The organism is Streptomyces sp. NPDC006872, assembly GCF_040635845.1.
Taxonomy (GTDB): domain Bacteria; phylum Actinomycetota; class Actinomycetes; order Streptomycetales; family Streptomycetaceae; genus Streptomyces.
The window spans coordinates 1165393-1182147 of record NZ_JBEYIL010000001.1; the positions used below are offsets into that span (position 1 = coordinate 1165393).

Below are 16755 nucleotides of genomic sequence, written 5' to 3' on the forward strand. Positions count from 1 at the left end.
CGGATTGTTGAATTCCCCGTGGGTCGTCGGCTCACCGGCGTCCGTCGATCTTTCCGACGACGGGGCCGTCAGGCCCGCCCCCTCACCGCCCCCGAGTCCCTTTCACCCACCGGTACACCAGCTCCGGCCGCCCCACCTGCCCGTACAACGGCTTCCGCTCCGCCCGCCCGGCCTCGACCAGGTGCTCCAGGTACCGGCGGGCCGTAATACGAGAGATTCCGACCGCCTCGGCCACCCCCGCCGCCGTCAGTCCCTCCGCCGCCTCCCGCACCGTCTCCGTCACCCGTTCCAGCGTCGGCGCGCTCAGGCCCTTCGGGAGGGCTGCCGGGCCCGGTGCGCGGAGTGCGGCCAGGGCGCGGTCCACCTCGTCCTGGCCGCTCGCCTCGCCCGCGGCCCCACGGAACTCCGCGTACCGGACCAGGCGGTCGCGGAGCGTCGCGAAGGTGAACGGCTTCAGGACGTACTGCACCACCCCCAGCGAGACGCCCTCCCGCACCACCGTCAGGTCGCGTGCCGACGTCACCGCGATCACGTCCGCGTGGTAGCCGGCCGCCCGGAGCGAGCGGGCCAGCTGCAGGCCGTGCGCGTCGGGGAGGTGCAGGTCCAGGAGGAGAAGGTCCACCGGGGTGCGGTCCAGGAGGCGTCGGGCCTCCGCGCCGGTGTGGGCCTTGCCCACCGCCACGAAACCCGGGACCCGTCCCACGTACATGACATGGGCGTCCGCGGCGACCGGATCGTCCTCCACGACCAGCACTCTGATCGGCTCTTCGCTTGTCATCCTCGGCCTCCAGTCCCGGACACGGACCCGGAGGTACCGGACACGGCCGTGGTCCGCAACGGCAGGCGTACCACGAACTCGGCTCCGCCGCCCTCGGCCTCCGCCACCGACAGCGTTCCCTCGTGCCGGTTCACGGCCTGCCGGACGAGGGCCAGCCCGAGGCCCCGGCCGCCCGGTCCCGCCGGTTTGGTGGAGAAGCCGCGTTCGAAGACCAGCGAGGCGTGCGCGGGATCGACCCCCGCGCCGGTGTCCGCCACCCGCAGGAGCAGCTCGTCGCCCTCCGTGCACGCCGTCACCGTCACCCGGCCCCGGACGCTGCCCTGCGCCGCGTCCACCGCGTTGTCGATGAGGTTGCCGAGGATCGTGACCAGGTCGCGGGCCGGGAGCGACTCGGGCAGCAGGCCGTCGTCCAGGCCGCTCGCCTCCGAGACGACGAGTTCCACGCCCCGCTCGTTCGCCTGGGCCGTCTTGCCCAGCAGAAGGGCGGCCAGCACGGGCTCGCTCACCGCCGCGACCACCTGGTCGGTCAGGGCCTGGGCCAGTTCCAGTTCCGCCGTCGCGAAGTCCACGGCCTCCTCCGCGCGCCCCAGCTCGATCAGCGAGACGACCGTGTGCAGCCGGTTCGCGGCCTCGTGGGCCTGCGAGCGGAGGGCCTGTGTGAAGCCGCGCTCCGAGTCCAGCTCGCCCATCAGGGACTGGAGTTCGGTCACATCGCGCAGGGTGACGACCGTGCCCCTGCGTTCGCCGCCCGACACGGGCGAGGTGTTCACCACCAAGACGCGGTCCGCCGTCAGATGCACCTCGTCCACCCGCGGCTCCGAGGCGAGCAGCGCGCCCGTCAGGGGGGCCGGCAGACGGAGCTCCGCCACCGACCTGCCCACCACCTCGCCCGACACCCCGAGCAGTTCCCGACCCCCGTCGTTGATCAGCGCCACCCGGTACTGCCCGTCCAGCATCAGCAGTCCCTCGCGCACCGCGTGCAACGCGGCCTGGTGGTAGTCGTGCATGGCGCTGAGCTCGGCCGCGTTCATCCCGTGGGTGTGCCGGCGCAGGGACGCGTTGATCACGTACGTGCCGATCGCGCCCAGCGCGAGCGCGCCGACGGCCACCGCGAGCATGGCCGTCACCTGGTCCTGCACCCGATGGCTGATCGACTCGACCTTGATGCCCGCGCTGACCATCCCGACGACGTGCTTGTCGTCGTCCTCGATCGGGGTGACCGCGCGGACGGACGCGCCGAGGGTGCCGGTGTAGGTCTCGGTGAAGGACTCGCCCTTCAGGGCCTTCGCCGTGTTGCCGAGGAAGCGCTGGCCGATCTGCGTCTCGTCCGGGTGGGTCCAGCGGATGCCCTCCGGGTTCATGATCGTGACGAAGTCGACGTCCGTGTCGCGCATGACCCGCAGCGCGTACGGCTGGAGCTCGGCGGTGGGGTCCGGGGTCCCTATGGCCGCCCGCACGGAGGGGGAGTCGGCGACCGAGCGGGCCACCGCCGTGGCCTGGCGGGCCGCGGCCTCCTCGGCCTGGCTGCGGTCGCTGACGTACGTGAACAGCGCGTACCCCGCCACGAGGACCGCTATCAGCACCGCCTGCATGGCGAAGAGCTGGCCGGCCAGGCTGCGGGGTCTGGGGAGCGACGGGATGCGCATGTCGTCAGTGTGCCCCCGAGGTTAAGTGTGAACTAAATGAACGGAAGGGTGACCGGCCTCACAGGGCGGGAGATAGTCACGGCAATCCCCCATAACCCCGGACGTGAGCCGCACGCCGGTGATGCCGACGAAGACGTCAAGGAGGGCAGCCGTGGCCGCCAGCAGCACCCCCGATACGGCACCTGCCGCACCCGCAGTCAAGCGGGACCGCACCCACTATCTGTACATCGCGGTGATCGTCGCGGTCGCCATCGGCATCGCCGTGGGCCTCATCGCCCCCGACTTCGCCGTCGAGATGAAGCCCATCGGAACCGGTTTCGTCAACCTGATCAAGATGATGATCTCGCCGATCATCTTCTGCACGATCGTCCTCGGTATCGGGTCGGTACGGAAGGCCGCCAAGGTCGGCGCCGTCGGCGGTATCGCCCTCGGCTACTTCGTGGTCATGTCACTGGTCGCGCTCGGCATCGGCCTCGTCGTCGGCAACATCCTGGAGCCGGGCACGGGCCTCGCCATCACGGACGCCGTCAAGGAGACCGGACAGGCGCAGGTCTCGCCGGAGGCCAAGGACACCACCGAGTTCCTGCTCGGCATCATCCCCAAGACGATCGTCTCCGCCTTCACCGAGGGCGAGGTCCTGCAGACCCTCCTCATCGCCCTGCTCTGCGGCTTCGCCCTGCAGGCCATGGGCAAGGCCGGCCAGCCGATCCTGCGCGGCGTCGAGCACATCCAGCGGCTCGTCTTCCGCGTCCTGACGATGGTGATGTGGGCCGCCCCGGTCGGCGCCTTCGGCGCGATGGCCGCGGTCGTCGGTTCGGCCGGCGTGGACGCCCTGAAGAGCCTCGCGGTGCTGATGCTCGGCTTCTACGTCACCTGCTTCCTCTTCGTCTTCATCGTCCTCGGCGCCCTGCTGAAGATCATCTCGGGCCTGAACATCCTCTCCCTGTTCAAGTACCTGGCCCGTGAGTTCCTGCTGATCCTGTCCACCTCCTCCTCCGAGTCCGCGCTGCCGCGCCTCATCGCGAAGATGGAGCACCTGGGCATCAGCAAGCCCGTCGTCGGCATCACCGTCCCGACCGGCTACTCCTTCAACCTCGACGGCACCATGATCTACATGACCATGGCGTCCCTGTTCATCGCCGACGCGATGGGCACCCCGATGTCGATCGGCGAGCAGATCCCGCTGCTGCTGTTCCTGTTCGTCGCCTCCAAGGGCGCCGCGGGCGTCACCGGCGCCGGCATGGCGACCCTGGCCGGCGGACTGCAGTCGCACAAGCCCGCCCTGGTGGACGGCATCGGCCTCATCGTCGGCATCGACCGCTTCATGAGCGAGGCCCGCGCCCTCACCAACTTCGCCGGCAACGCCGTCGCGACCGTCCTGGTCGGCACCTGGACCAAGGAGATCGACAAGGAGCGCGTGCAGCTGGTGCTCGCGGGCGGCCTGCCCTTCGACGAGAAGACCCTTCTCGACGAGGACGGCGACGACGACGTCCTGACGGACAGCAGCCTGCCCGAGCAGCGCGAAGGCGGCGAGAAGGAACTCGCGAAGGCGTAGTTCCTCCCCTCAGTTCCGGATGTCCGGCCCCGCCTGAACCGGGGCCGGACATCCGGCCATCAGCCCCCCATACTCCGGACGGTCGAGCACTCCCCCGTGGCTCGGCCGTCCGGTCTTTGTCCGCGGGTGCGTTGGGGCTGGTCGTGCCCCGCGGCGGAGCCGCAGATGTCACAGCCCCGCGCCCCTTAGGGGGTGCGTTCCACCGCCGTATCCAGTCGCCGCAGCTCCGCCTCGCCCAACACCAAGTCGGCTGCCGCCGCCGAGTCTCGTATCGTCTCCGGGCGGCTCGCGCCCGGGATCGGGATCACTGTGGGGCCGCGGGACAGGAGCCAGGCCAGGCAGATCTGCTGGGGGCTCACGCCTCGCTCCCGGGCGATCTCGTGGAACGCGCCGAACCTCCGCTCGCCGCTCCCCGCGCCCGGTCCGTCCAGTGCGCTGCGGGAGATGCCGCCCAGGGGGCTCCACGGGAGGAACGCCAGTCCCAGTTCGGCCGTCAGCCGCAGCTCGGGCTCGCTGTCGCGCACGGCGGGGGAGTACCGGTTCTGTACGGACACCAGTCGGTCGCCGAGGATCTCGTGGGCCCGGCGGATCTGGGCAGGGTCCGTGTTGGAGACGCCGGCCAGCCTGATCTTCCCCTCGTCGAGCAGGTCCCGCAGCGCGCCCACGGACTCCTCGAAGGGGACCGCCGGGTCGGGCTTGTGCAGCTGGTAGAGGCCGATCGCCTCGACGCCGAGCCGCTTGAGGGAGCCCTCGGCGGCCGCCTTGAGGTGGCGTGGGTCGCCGTTCACCGTCCAGCTGCCGTCGGACGGTCTGCCCCGGCCGCCCTTCGTGGCGACCAGCACGTCGGAGGTGTCGCCGCCGTATGCGGCGAGCGCGCGGGCGACCAGCAGTTCGTTGTGGCCGGGGTCGGCGCCGGGCAGCTGGTAGGAGTCCGCGGTGTCCAGCAGGGTGACGCCCGCGTCCAGCGCGGTGTGGATCGTCGCCAGGGCGCGGGCCTCGTCCGGGCGGCCCTCGATGGACAGCGGCATCGCGCCGAGCCCGATGGCGCTCACGCGGAGGTCGCCAAGTGTGCGGTAGCGCATGTCAGTCACCCGTCCCGAGGGTCTCGGCGACCGCCGTGGGCAGCCAGTGCCGTACGTCTGCGAAGGTGAAACCGAGGCGGGTGGCCCGGGAGTTGTCCATGCCGTAGGAGCGGAAGAAGGAGAACGGCGAGACCTCGCCGATCTCGACGAGCTGGAGCACGACCTCGCTCTCGGGCAGGTGCGCGGCCACCGCCTCGCAGAGATCGACGGTGGTCAGCAGGGAGTGGGAGGCCGCGTTGACCGGCCCGGTGAACTCCTCGCCCGCCGTCCACGCCAGGAAGTCGGCGATCTCCTCGACGTGGATGTAGGTGGCGGGCTGGTTCGAGAAGGGCACCGCGATGGGCCGGCCGTCCCGGATACGGGAGGCGTAGTGGTCGAGGCGGCCCGTGAAGTCGTCGTCCCCGCCCAGTACATGGGCCACGCGCACGGCCACATACGGGAGCTCGGGACCCGAGGCCGCGAACACCGCCTCCGCCTGCCGCTTGCCCTCGCCGTAGTGGGCGTCGAGGAACTCCGGGTCGTCCCAGGGGAGTTCGAGATCGACCGACACCTCCAGCGGATCGACGGCGTCCTCCCGTACGAGCGTGATCGAGTCCTCGTACTCGTACACCTCGACCGTCGACGTCATCACATACCGCCGGGTGCGGCCCGCGAACACCCGGCGGGCGACGGCCGCCTGGCGCGGGGTGTAGCAGACCTGGTCGACGACGACGTCGAAGACGCGGGACCCCAGGGCGTTGCGCAGCGACGTCTCGTCGTCGCGGTCCGCGACCAGGTGCACGGTGCCCGGCGGCGGGGCCGACGATCCGCGGTTCAGCACGGTCACCCGGTCCCCGGCGGCGAGCAGCCGACTGATCAGCCGCTTGCCGAAGTAGCGGTTCCCGCCGATGACCAGTACCTCTCGTGGCTTGTCCATGACCATAATTCTCCCGGCGTGTCCGTCTGTTCTGAAGGGGGAACCATGGGAGTTCCGGCCGCCGCGCCGAAAGAACCGCGGCATTCACGAGTCGGCGCCATGGAAACATCGGCGGCCTTCGACGCCGTGGACCGGCAGATCCTCCAGCTGCTCCAGACCGACGGCCGGATCAAGCTCAGCGAGCTGGGCCGCCGGGTGCGGCTGAGTCCCGCGGCGGTGACCGAGCGGGTGCGGCGGCTGGAGTCCGCGGGGGTGATCAGCGGGTACGGCGCCAGGGTCGTCCCGGCCCGGCTCGGCTACGGGATCCAGGCGTTCATCCGGGTCAATCCGCACGGCGGCTACAACCTGAAGCACCCCAGGACCCTGGAGCTGATGGAGCGGCCGGAGATCACCGAGGTGCATCACGTGGTCGGCGAGGACTGCTGGATCCTCAAGGTCGCCGTCACCGACACGGTGCACCTGGAGGAGGTCCTGGAGGCGGTCTCGGTCCTCGGCCGCACCACCACCTCGATCGTGCTCACCTCGCCGGTCGAACGCAAACCCCTCTTGCCTTGACGTCGGCGTCAAGCCCTACGTTCGTAGGCATGCGCATCGGAGAGCTGGCCGCGCGGGCCGGGACCACGACCCGGACGCTGCGGTACTACGAGTCGCGCGGGCTGCTGCCCGCGCGGCGCGGCGACAACGGGTACCGGACGTACGACGAGAGCGATCTGCGGCTGCTCAGGCAGATCCGGACGCTCCAGGACTTCGGGTTCGACCTGGAGGAGACCCGGCCCTTCGTGGAGTGTCTGCGGGCCGGGCATCCCGAGGGCGACTCGTGTCCGGCGTCGCTCGCGGTCTACCGGAGCAAGCTGGACGAGCTGGACGCGCTCATCGGGGAGCTGAAGGCGGTGCGGGAGACGGTCGCCGGGCAGCTGGTGCGGGCCGAGCGGGCCCGGGACCGGCTGGGCGCCGAGGCGCTGGTTCCGGGGGGTCCGGAACCCGGGTGCGAACTGGGAGGCCGGTAAATGGGGACAGGTGTGACCGATGTGACGGACGACGACTTCGAGGCCGAGGTGATCGGGTCCGATCTGCCGGTGCTCGTGGAGTTCACCGCGGACTGGTGTCCGCCGTGCCGGCAGATGGGGCCGGTGCTCAGCGCTCTCGCCGCGGAGGAGGGCGAGCGGCTGAAGGTGGTGCAGCTGAACGTGGACCACAACCCGTCGACGACCAACGCCTACAAGGTGCTGTCGATGCCGACCTTCATGGTCTTCCGGGGCGGCGAGCCGGTGAAGTCGATGGTGGGCGCCCGGCCCAAGCGCCGACTCCTGGCGGAACTGTCCGAGGTGCTCCCGGACGCGGTGTTCCGACCTGAGCTCTGACCTGAGCTCTGACCTGACGTAATACGAAGAAATCCCCCGAGCAATTGCGCTCGGGGGATTGCTTTGCGTATATTTAATGGTTCGTGACTTCACGGGAATTGGAGTCACAAAGAAGCTCAGTGAGCACAGTATATCCGGGCGGGAGCAGAATTGTCAAACAGCGAATTTCCAGACGATGAAATGTGCCGCGAACAGGAATTCATCGACGGCCTGTACACGCGCGTGGACGCCTTGCGCGGTGACACCGAGTCCTCCGTCACCGACGCCCTCGCCCAGGGCAACACGCCCATGCAGGCCCGGCTGGAGCGCGACATCCTCGTCGCCGAGCGCTCGGGGCTGCTGGCCGCGCTGAACGCGGTCGACGGCTCCCTCTGTTTCGGCCGCATCGACCTCACCTCGGGCACGAAGCACCACATCGGCCGCATCGGTCTGCGGGCCGACGACGCCGAGCTCACGCCGATCCTGATCGACTGGCGGGCCGACGTCGCCCGCCCCTTCTACCTGGCCACCGGCCACACCCCGATGGGGCTGCGCCGACGCCGGCACCTCACCACCGAGGGCCGCCGGGTCACCGCCCTGCACGACGAGATCCTCGACCTCGGCGACCAGGAGCGCACCGGCCACGAGGACCCGACCGGCGACGCCGTGCTGCTCGCCGCGCTGGGCGCCGCGCGCACCGGCCGGATGAGCGACATCGTGCAGACCATCCAGGCCGAGCAGGACGAGATCATCCGGGCGCCGCACCGCGGGGTGCTGGTCGTCGAGGGCGGCCCCGGCACCGGAAAGACGGCCGTCGCCCTGCACCGCGCCGCATACCTGCTGTACGAACACCGGGAGCTCCTCGCCAAGCGGGCCGTCCTGATCGTCGGCCCCAACCCCGCCTTCCTCGGCTACATCGGCGAGGTGCTGCCCTCGCTGGGCGAGACCGGCGTCCTGCTGGCCACGGTCGGCGAGCTGTACCCGGGCGTCCACGCGACGGCCGCGGACCGGCCCGAGGCGGCCGCCGTCAAGGGCCGCGCCGACATGGCGGACGTCCTCGCCGCCGTCGTACGCGACCGGCAGGCGCTGCCCGACCCGGTGATCACGATCGAGCACGACCGCGAGATCCTGATGCTCGACGACGGACTGGCCGGCGTCGCCCGCGACCGCACCCGCGCCGCCGGGCTGCCGCACAACGCGGCCCGCGAGCACTTCGAGGGCCACATCCTCAACGCGCTGACGGACATGGTCGCCGAACGCATCGGCACCGACCCCTACGACGGCTCGAACCTGCTCGACGCGAGCGACATCACCCAGATCCGCGACGAGCTCGCCGAGAACCCCGAAGTCTGGTCCGCCATCGACGAGCTGTGGCCGCGCATCACCCCGCAGCGCCTGGTCGCCGACTTCCTCGCTGCCCCCGAGGCCCATCTGAGCGCCGAGGACGCGGCCGCCGTCCGCCGTCCGGTGACCTTGGCCTGGACCGTGTCGGACGTGCCGCTCCTCGACGAGGCCGCCGAACTCCTCGGCGAGGACGACCGGTCGGCGCGGGCGCTCGCCGAGCGCGAGCGGGAGACACAGGTCGCCTACGCGCAGGGCGTGCTCGACGTGTCCTACGCCTCCCGGAGCTTCGAGTTCGAGGACAAGGAGGACGACGACCCCGAGGCCGGCGAGGTCCTCTCCGCGCACGACATCATCGACGCCGAGCGGTTCGCCGAGCGGCACGAGGAGGACGATCACCGCAGCGCCGCCGAGCGCGCGGCGGCCGACCGGACCTGGGCGTTCGGACACATCATCGTCGACGAGGCGCAGGAGCTGTCGCCGATGGCGTGGCGGCTGCTCATGCGGCGCAGCCCGACCCGCTCGATGACCCTGGTCGGCGACCCGGCCCAGACGGCGGAGGCGGCCGGCGTCGGCTCCTGGTCGAAGATCCTCGCCCCGTACGTCGAGAACCGCTGGGAGCACACCCGGCTCGGCGTCAACTACCGCACCCCGGCCGAGATCATGGAGGTCGCGGCGGCGGTCGTCCGCGCCGAGCACCCCGGCTTCGAGCCGCCCAGCTCGGTCCGCTCCACCGGCGTACGGCCCTGGGCGCGTGCCACGGACGACCTGCCCGGCGCGGTCGCCGAGGCCGTCGCCGAGCTCACGCCCGCCGAGGGCCGGCTCGCGGTGATCGCCCCGCGTGCACTGCACCGGCGGCTGGCGGCCCGCCTCGACGGGGTGACCGCGGGGGCCGAACCGGACCTCACCCACACCGTCGTCCTGCTCGACCCCCGCCAGTCCAAGGGCCTGGAGTTCGACTCCGTGCTCGTGGTCGAACCGAGCGACTACGGCACCAGCGATCTCTATGTCGCGCTGACCCGCGCCACCCAACGGCTCGCAGTGGTCCATACCAAGGAACTGCCGAAAGCGCTGGCCGCGGCCCTGGAGGCGCCCTCGGTCTGACTCAGGATCACCAAGACGTAACAGTTCGTGCCGTGATCACTGCGCGTGCACGGCCGGTGCGGTAAGCGTGGCGGTATGGAAGCCCAGCCGCACGCCCTCGCACCGGCCGACAGCCCGCACCTGGAGTCGCTCCCCGTCCAGCCGCTGCTCACGGCGGAGTTCGACGCGGACCCCGGCGCGGTGTACCGGCGGCTGCGGAGCAGGTACGGGCCGGTGGCCCCCGTCGGGCTCATGGGCGTGCCGGTGTGGCTCGTGCTCGACTACCGGGAGGTCCTCGAGGTCCTGAAGAACGAGAGCCGGTGGCGGCGCGACGTACGGCACTGGCGGGCCCGCGCCCAGGGCGAACTGCCGCCCGGCTGGCCGCTGCTCGCGGGCTACGAGGTGCGGCAGACGATGTTCATGGACGACGAGGAGCACCGGGCCGCCCGCCGTACCCAGCACGCCGCCCTGCGCCCCTTCCAGGACGCCAGCAGCCCCGAGGGCTGGGAACTGCGCGCGGCCGTCGCCCGCTACGCCGACGAACTCGTCGCGCTGCTCGCCGCCGAGTCGGGCCGCTCCGGCTTCGCCGACCTGGGCGCGCAGTACACCCGGCCGCTGCTGCTGATGATCACCGCCAAACTGTTCGGCTGCCCGGTCGAACTCGGCGACGAACTGGTCATGGACCTGTGGCGGATGCTCGACGGCGGCCCCGACTCCGGGCCCGCCACCGGCCGGGCGCTGGCCGCCTTCACCCGCCTCGCCGCCCACCGCAGGGCCAGGCCCGGCGACGACCTCACCTCGTACATGATGCTCGCCGACCCCGACCTCACCGACGATCAGCTCGGCCGGGAGCTGTTCATGAACGCCGTCTACCTCAACGACATCACCGGCAACATGGTCCTCAACACCCTCCTGGAGGTGTTGCGGGGCAACGCGACGGTACGCCGCAGCCTGTCGGCCGGGCAGCTCGGCGAGACCGTCAACCGGGCCGCCCTCGCCAACCCGCCCGTCGCCAACATGTGCTTCCGGTTCGCCGCCCGGGACGTGCGGCTGGGCCGGTTCTGGATCCGTGCCGGGGACATCGTCTCCCCGTCCTCCGCCGCCGCCCACCAGGACCTGCTGGCGATCGGCTCCTCCCACATGGTCGGCTCCACCGTCTCCACCCGCGCCCATCTGGGCTGGGGCGCCGGGGCCCACCAGTGCCCCAGCGCGGCCCGCGAACTCGGCGGCCTCATCGTCACCACCGCCGTCGGCCGCGTCTTCGACCACTTCATCCGCGCCGAACTGACCCTTCCCTCCGACCAGTTGCCCTGGCGCTCGGGCCCGGTGGTGCGGGGGCTGCGGGTACTGCCCGTGCGCTACGAACTCTCCGCCGACGCGCCCACGCTGCGCCCTACGGACCCCCGGCAGGCCACGCCGGCCTCGCACCGCGACGAGAACCGGACGAGCGGACTGCTGGCGGCGCTGCGACGGCTGATGTTCGGCAGGAAATAGGCCGCCGCGGCTCAGACCGGCGTGGCTCAGACCGCCGTGGCTCAGGCCGGCCGCAGCCACACCGTCGCCAGCGGAGGCAGGGTCAGCCGGACGCTCGCCGGCCGGCCGTGCAGGGCCTGCGGCTCCGGCTTGACCGGCTCCGGTCCGACGACCCCGCTGCCGCCGTACCGCTCGGCGTCCGTGTTGAGGATCTCGTGCCAGGCCGGGACGTCGTCGGGGACGCCGAGGCGGTAGTCGTGGCGGACGACGGGGGACAGGTTGGAGACGGACAGCAGCGGGGAGCCCTCGGCGTCGTACCGCAGGAACGCGAAGACGTTGTCCTCGGCCGCGTCCCCCACCACCCACTGGAAGCCGCCCGGGTCGGTGTCGCGCTGCCAGAGGGCGGGGGCCGTCCGGTAGACGGTGTTGAGGTCCCGGACCAGGTCTCTGACCCCCCGGTGATCGGCCTGCGCGCCGTACGCCGGGTCCAGCAGCCACCAGTCCGGGCCGTGCGCCTCGGACCACTCCGCGCCCTGGGCGAACTCCTGCCCCATGAACAGGAGCTGCTTGCCCGGGTGGGCCCACATGAAGCCCAGGTACGCGCGCAGGTTGGCGCGCTGCTGCCACCAGTCGCCGGGCATCTTCGACACCAGCGAGCGCTTCCCGTGCACCACCTCGTCGTGCGACAGGGGCAGCACATAGTTCTCGCTGTACGCGTACACCATCGAGAAGGTCATCTCATGGTGGTGGAAGCTGCGGTGCACCGGCTCGTGGCTCATGTACTGCAGCGAGTCGTGCATCCAGCCCATGTTCCACTTCAGCCCGAAACCCAGCCCGCCGAAGCCGCTCGGACCCGGGTGGTGGGTGGCCCGTGTGACGCCGTCCCAGGCCGTGGACTCCTCCGCGATCGTGACGACCCCGGGACTGCGGCGGTAGACCGTCGCGTTCATCTCCTGCAGGAACGCCACCGCGTCCAGGTTCTCCCGGCCGCCGTGCTCGTTCGGCGACCACTGACCGTGCTCGCGTGAGTAGTCGAGGTAGAGCATGGAGGCGACGGCGTCCACCCGCAGCCCGTCGACATGGAACTCCTCGCACCAGTAACTGGCGTTGGCGACCAGGAAGTTGCGCACCTCGCGCCGCCCGAAGTCGAACTCCAGAGTCCCCCAGTCGGGGTGCGCGGCCCGCAGCGGATCCTCGTGCTCGTACAGCGGACGCCCGTCGAACTCGGCCAGCGCCCACTCGTCGCGTGGGAAGTGCGCCGGCACCCAGTCCATCAGGACGCCGACGCCGGCCCGGTGCAGCGCGTCCACCAGGTACTTGAAGTCGTCCGGCGTGCCGAGCCGGGCCGTCGGCGCGTAGAAGCCGGTGACCTGGTAGCCCCAGGAGCCGCCGAAGGGATGCTCGGCGACCGGCATCAGCTCGACGTGCGTGAAGCCCAGGTCCCTGACGTACGCGGGCAGCTGCTCGGCGAGTTGACGGTACGTCAGGCCAGGCCGCCAGGAGGGCAGATGGACCTCGTAGACGGAGAACGGGGCCTCGTGCACGGGTGTCTCGGCCCGCCGGGCCAGCCACTCCTCGTCGCCCCACTCGTAGTGCGAGGCGTGCACGATCGACGAGGTCGCCGGCGGGACCTCCGTACGCCTCGCCATCGGGTCGGCGCGCAGGGTGTGCGAGCCGTCCGGGCGGGTGATGTCGAACTTGTACAGCTCGCCCTCGCCGATCCCGGGCACGAACAGCTCCCAGATCCCGGACGAACCGAGGGAGCGCATCGGATACCCGGTGCCATCCCAGAAGTTGAAGGTGCCGGCCAGCCGCACCCCGCGCGCGTTCGGCGCCCACACGCGAAAACCGGTGCCGGGCACGCCCTCGTGGGCCGTCGGGTGCGCGCCGAGCACCGTCCACAGCTCCTCGTGCCGGCCCTCGCCGATCAGATGCAGGTCCAGGTCGCCCAGCGTGGGCAGGAAACGGTAGGCGTCCTCGGTCTCCACGCTCGTGCCCTCGTACTCCACGAGGAGCCGGTAGGCCGGGACCTCGACCAGGGGCAGCAGACCGGAGAAGAAGCCGTCGCCGTCGTCGTGCAGCTCGGCGCGCAGAGCGCCCGACAGGACGGTGACGGACCGCGCGTACGGGCGCAGTGCCCGGAAGACGATCCCGCCGGACGCCGGATGCGCGCCGAGCACGCCGTGCGGGTCGTGGTGCGTGCCGTGCAGCAGACGCTCACGGTCGGCGGCGTCGAGGGCGGGGGAGGGGGTCGCTTCGAGTGGCGGCACGGGTGCTACGGGCTGCGCGGGCGCTACGGGCTGCGCGGCTGCCACGGGCGGCACGGGCTGCGCGGGCGCTTCGGGCTGCGCGGGTGCCACGGGCGGCGCGGGCTCTACAGGCAGCACGGGCACCACAGGCGGCACGGCTGCCACGGGCTGTGCGGGTGCTACGGGCTGTGCGGGTGCCACGGGCTGCGCGGGCGCTACAGGCGGCACGGGTGCCACGGGCTGCGCGGCGGCTTTCGCGACGCCTGTCGCCTTCTTGCCCGGAGCTTCTTTGCCCGGAGCCTCTTTGCTCGGAGCCTTTTTGCCCGGCGCCTTCTTGCTCACGGCTTTCTTGCCCACCCCCTCGTCGCCGGCCGCCTTCTTGCCCGCAGCCTTCTGGGTCACTGCTTTCTTCGCGGCGGCCTTCTTCTTCGGGGGAGTCACGTACGGAGCCTCCTCAAGGCAGGTCGGGAGCGGCGAGGCGATGTATCGCGGACAGGGGGACGGGGAGCCAGTCGGGGCGGTGCCGGGCTTCGTAGACGACCTCGTAGACCGCCTTGTCCGTCTCGTGGGCCCGCAGCAGCACGGGGTCGGTACGCGGATCGACGCCCGCGGCCTCGGCGTACCCGGAGCAGTACGCCGCCCGGCAGGCGTGCGCCCAGCCCGGGGCGGGCGGGTCGGCCGACCGGGCCGCGTAGTCGAAGGAGCGCAGCATGCCCGCCACGTCCCGCACGGCCGGCTGGGGCATCCGCCGCTCGGCCAGCGGCCGGGCGGGCTCCCCCTCGAAGTCGATCAGCGCCCACTGGCCGGAGGCCGCGCGCAGACACTGGCCGAGGTGCAGATCGCCGTGGATGCGCTGGGCGGTCCAGGTGCAGCCCTCGGCCGCGAGGTCGGCCAGCGCGGTGAAGGCGGTGCGCAGCGCGGGCGCGTACGGGCGCAGCGCGGGCACCGCCTGCGCGGCCGCGTCGAGCCGCTCGGTCATGCCGTCCACCATCGGCCCTATCTGCGCCTGCCCCAGCGTCGCCGTGGGCAGCGCCCGGGCCAGGGCCCCGTGCACCTCGGCCGTGGCCCGCCCCAGCGCCCGCGCCTCCGCGACGAAGTCCTCGCCCTTGGCCAGTTCCCGCAACGCCAGCTCCCAGCCGTCCGCCGCGCCCTGGACGTAGGGCTGGAGCACCGCCAGGACGTACGACTGGCCCTCGCCCCCGCCGCCGTCGTCCTCATTCGGGTCCGCGAACATCCACGCGGTCGGCGCGGGCACCCTGGGGCAGCCCTCGCGGGCCAGCGCCAGCGGCAGCTCCAGGTCGGGATTGACGCCCGGCACGACCCGCCGCAGAAGCTTCAGGATGAACGTATCTCCATAGATGACGGACGAGTTCGACTGTTCGCCGGTCAGCCGGCGCGGGACCAGCCCCGACCGGATCTCCTGCCCCGGGTCGCGCTCGCAGCGCAGCCCGCCGATCCGGGCCCGGCTGCGCAGCGCCTCCAGAAGCACCTCGGCGGGCCGGCTGTCGTACAAGGCGTCGAACACGGTCCGCCCGGCCAGCGGGCCGTCCGTGACGTGGCCGATCAGCGCGGGAGCCAGCCGGGGCGGAAGGGCCTCGCGGACGCCGATCAGCAGTTGGTAGCAGTCGCCGGGCGCGGCTCCCTGACGGGCGCGCACCAGCAGGTGGTACAGGCCGAGCCTGGCCCCGGCGGGCAGCAGCTCGGTGGCCGTCACCAGCGAGAACCCGGTGATCGGACGCCCCTTGCCGGCGAACCAGCGCTGCCGGGGAAGCCACTCCCGCAGCAGGGGGTCCAACGATGCGAGCAGGCCGGGGCTGGTCTTGCCGGAAATTGTGACAGTCTCCGCCATATGTGTCACATTCCTTTCCCCGGGGGGTCGGGGTGTGAGTGATGCGTGCCCCGGGCGGGACAGGGGAAACCGCCCCGCCCCGGAGTTCTAGGCCGCGTCCCTGCGCAGCCTGAACCAGTAGAAGCCGTGCCCGGCCAGCGTGAGCAGGTAGGGCAGCTCGCCGACCGCCGGGAAGCGCACCCCGCCGAACAGCTCCACCGGATACCGCCCGTTGAAGCGGCTCAGGTCCAGCTCCGTGGGCTGTGCGAAGCGCGAGAAGTTGTGCACGCACAGCACCAGGTCGTCCCCTCCCCCTTCGGTGAGGGGGGCCTCGCGCAGGAACGCGAGGACGGCCGGGTTGGAGGACTGCAGTTCGGTGTACGTCCCGAGCCCGAAGGCGGGATTCTGCTTGCGGATCTCGATCATGCGCCGGGTCCAGTGCAGCAGCGACGAGGGCGACGACATCGACGCCTCGACATTGGCCACCTGGTACCCGTAGACGGGATCCATGATGGTCGGCAGGAAGAGCCGCCCGGGGTCACAGGACGAAAAACCTGCGTTGCGATCCGGTGTCCACTGCATCGGTGTGCGGACAGCGTCGCGGTCGCCGAGCCAGATGTTGTCGCCCATGCCGATCTCGTCGCCGTAGTAGAGGATCGGCGAGCCGGGCAGGGACAGCAGGAGCGCGGTGAAGAGCTCGATCTGGTTGCGGTCGTTGTCGAGGAGCGGTGCGAGCCTGCGCCGGATGCCGATGTTGGCGCGCATACGCGGGTCTTTCGCGTATTCGGCGTACATGTAGTCGCGTTCCTCGTCGGTGACCATTTCGAGGGTGAGCTCGTCGTGGTTCCGCAGGAAGATTCCCCACTGGCAGTTGGCGGGGATCGCCGGGGTCTTGGCGAGGATTTCCGAGACGGGATAGCGGGACTCCCGGCGGACCGCCATGAAGATGCGGGGCATGACGGGGAAGTGGAACGCCATATGGCATTCGTCGCCGCCGGACGCGTAGTCGCCGAAGTAGTCGACGACGTCCTCCGGCCACTGGTTGGCCTCGGCGAGGATCACCGTGTCCGGGTAGTGCGCGTCGATCTCCTTGCGGACCCGCTTGAGGAACTCGTGGGAGGCCGGGAGGTTCTCGCAGTTCGTGCCCTCCTGCGCGTACAGGTAGGGCACGGCGTCGAGGCGGAAGCCGTCGATGCCGAGGTCCAGCCAGAATCGCAGCGCCGAGATCATCTCCTCCTGCACGGCAGGGTTCTCGTAGTTGAGGTCCGGCTGGTGGGAGAAGAAGCGGTGGAAGAAGTACTGCTTGCGGACGGGGTCGAAGGTCCAGTTGGAGACCTCGGTGTCGACGAAGATGATGCGGGCGTCGGCGTACTGTTTGTCGTCGTCGGCCCACATGTAGTAGTCGCCGTAGGGTCCGTCGGGGTCTTTTCTCGATTCCTGGAACCACGGGTGCTGGTCGCTGGT

General features: G+C 71.1%; 13 protein-coding genes. 6 read left to right on the top strand and 7 right to left on the bottom strand.

What is annotated here, in order from left to right; translation table 11 throughout:
* Positions 1 to 82: 82 nt before the first annotated feature.
* The gene (locus ABZ725_RS05030) at positions 83 to 778 is read right to left on the bottom strand and encodes a response regulator (RefSeq protein WP_358801326.1); all 696 of its coding nucleotides are present in this window, start codon (positions 776 to 778) and stop codon (positions 83 to 85) included.
* Positions 775 to 2424, bottom strand: coding sequence for a sensor histidine kinase (locus tag ABZ725_RS05035; RefSeq protein ID WP_358801327.1), 1650 nt, complete (start codon positions 2422 to 2424; stop codon positions 775 to 777). The genes ABZ725_RS05030 and ABZ725_RS05035 overlap by 4 nt, the downstream gene beginning before the upstream one ends.
* 121 nt (positions 2425 to 2545) lie before the next feature.
* Between ABZ725_RS05035 and ABZ725_RS05040 the strand changes: the two genes are divergently transcribed.
* Entirely contained in the window at positions 2546 to 3979 is a 1434-nt protein-coding gene (locus ABZ725_RS05040) for a cation:dicarboxylase symporter family transporter (protein WP_358801385.1), read from the top strand.
* A gap of 185 nt (positions 3980 to 4164) precedes the next feature.
* On the opposite strand, the gene ABZ725_RS05045 is transcribed toward ABZ725_RS05040, so the two are convergent.
* Positions 4165 to 5061 carry an aldo/keto reductase gene (locus ABZ725_RS05045; protein ID WP_358801386.1) on the bottom strand — a complete coding sequence of 299 codons (897 nt, stop codon included), beginning with the start codon at positions 5059 to 5061 and terminating at the stop codon, positions 4165 to 4167.
* A 1-nt stretch (position 5062) separates the two neighbouring features.
* A complete protein-coding gene (locus ABZ725_RS05050; RefSeq protein WP_358801328.1) occupies positions 5063 to 5977 on the bottom strand; it encodes an NAD-dependent epimerase/dehydratase family protein in 915 nt (304 codons plus the stop codon).
* Between the two features lie 99 nt (positions 5978 to 6076).
* On the opposite strand from ABZ725_RS05050, the gene ABZ725_RS05055 reads away from it, so the two are divergent.
* The 5 genes from ABZ725_RS05055 (at position 6077) to ABZ725_RS05075 (ending at position 11235) form a co-directional block, all read left to right on the top strand.
* Entirely contained in the window at positions 6077 to 6532 is a 456-nt protein-coding gene (locus tag ABZ725_RS05055) for an Lrp/AsnC family transcriptional regulator (RefSeq protein WP_358801329.1), read from the top strand.
* A gap of 29 nt (positions 6533 to 6561) precedes the next feature.
* Positions 6562 to 6984, top strand: coding sequence for a MerR family transcriptional regulator (locus ABZ725_RS05060; protein WP_358801330.1), 423 nt, complete (start codon positions 6562 to 6564; stop codon positions 6982 to 6984).
* On the top strand, positions 6985 to 7338 hold the full coding sequence (locus tag ABZ725_RS05065) for a thioredoxin domain-containing protein (RefSeq protein WP_358801331.1): 354 nt from the start codon (positions 6985 to 6987) through the stop codon (positions 7336 to 7338). It begins immediately after the preceding gene.
* Positions 7339 to 7518: 180 nt separating this feature from the next.
* Complete coding sequence (locus tag ABZ725_RS05070) at positions 7519 to 9762, top strand: UvrD-helicase domain-containing protein (protein WP_358801332.1); 2244 nt, start codon at positions 7519 to 7521, stop codon at positions 9760 to 9762.
* A 75-nt stretch (positions 9763 to 9837) separates the two neighbouring features.
* Positions 9838 to 11235 (top strand): cytochrome, encoded by a 1398-nt coding sequence (locus ABZ725_RS05075; protein WP_358801333.1) that lies wholly within the window; start codon positions 9838 to 9840, stop codon positions 11233 to 11235.
* 41 nt (positions 11236 to 11276) lie between these two features.
* On the opposite strand, the gene glgB is transcribed toward ABZ725_RS05075, so the two are convergent.
* The 3 genes from glgB to treS form a co-directional block, all read right to left on the bottom strand.
* A complete protein-coding gene (glgB, locus tag ABZ725_RS05080; RefSeq protein WP_358801334.1) occupies positions 11277 to 13904 on the bottom strand; it encodes a 1,4-alpha-glucan branching enzyme in 2628 nt (875 codons plus the stop codon).
* 13 nt (positions 13905 to 13917) lie between these two features.
* Positions 13918 to 15312: a maltokinase gene (locus ABZ725_RS05085; RefSeq protein WP_358801335.1), complete on the bottom strand. Its 1395-nt coding sequence runs from the start codon at positions 15310 to 15312 to the stop codon at positions 13918 to 13920.
* Between the two features lie 87 nt (positions 15313 to 15399).
* Positions 15400 to 16755: maltose alpha-D-glucosyltransferase (gene treS, locus ABZ725_RS05090; protein WP_358801336.1), on the bottom strand; the 1356-nt coding region annotated here is incomplete at its 5' end.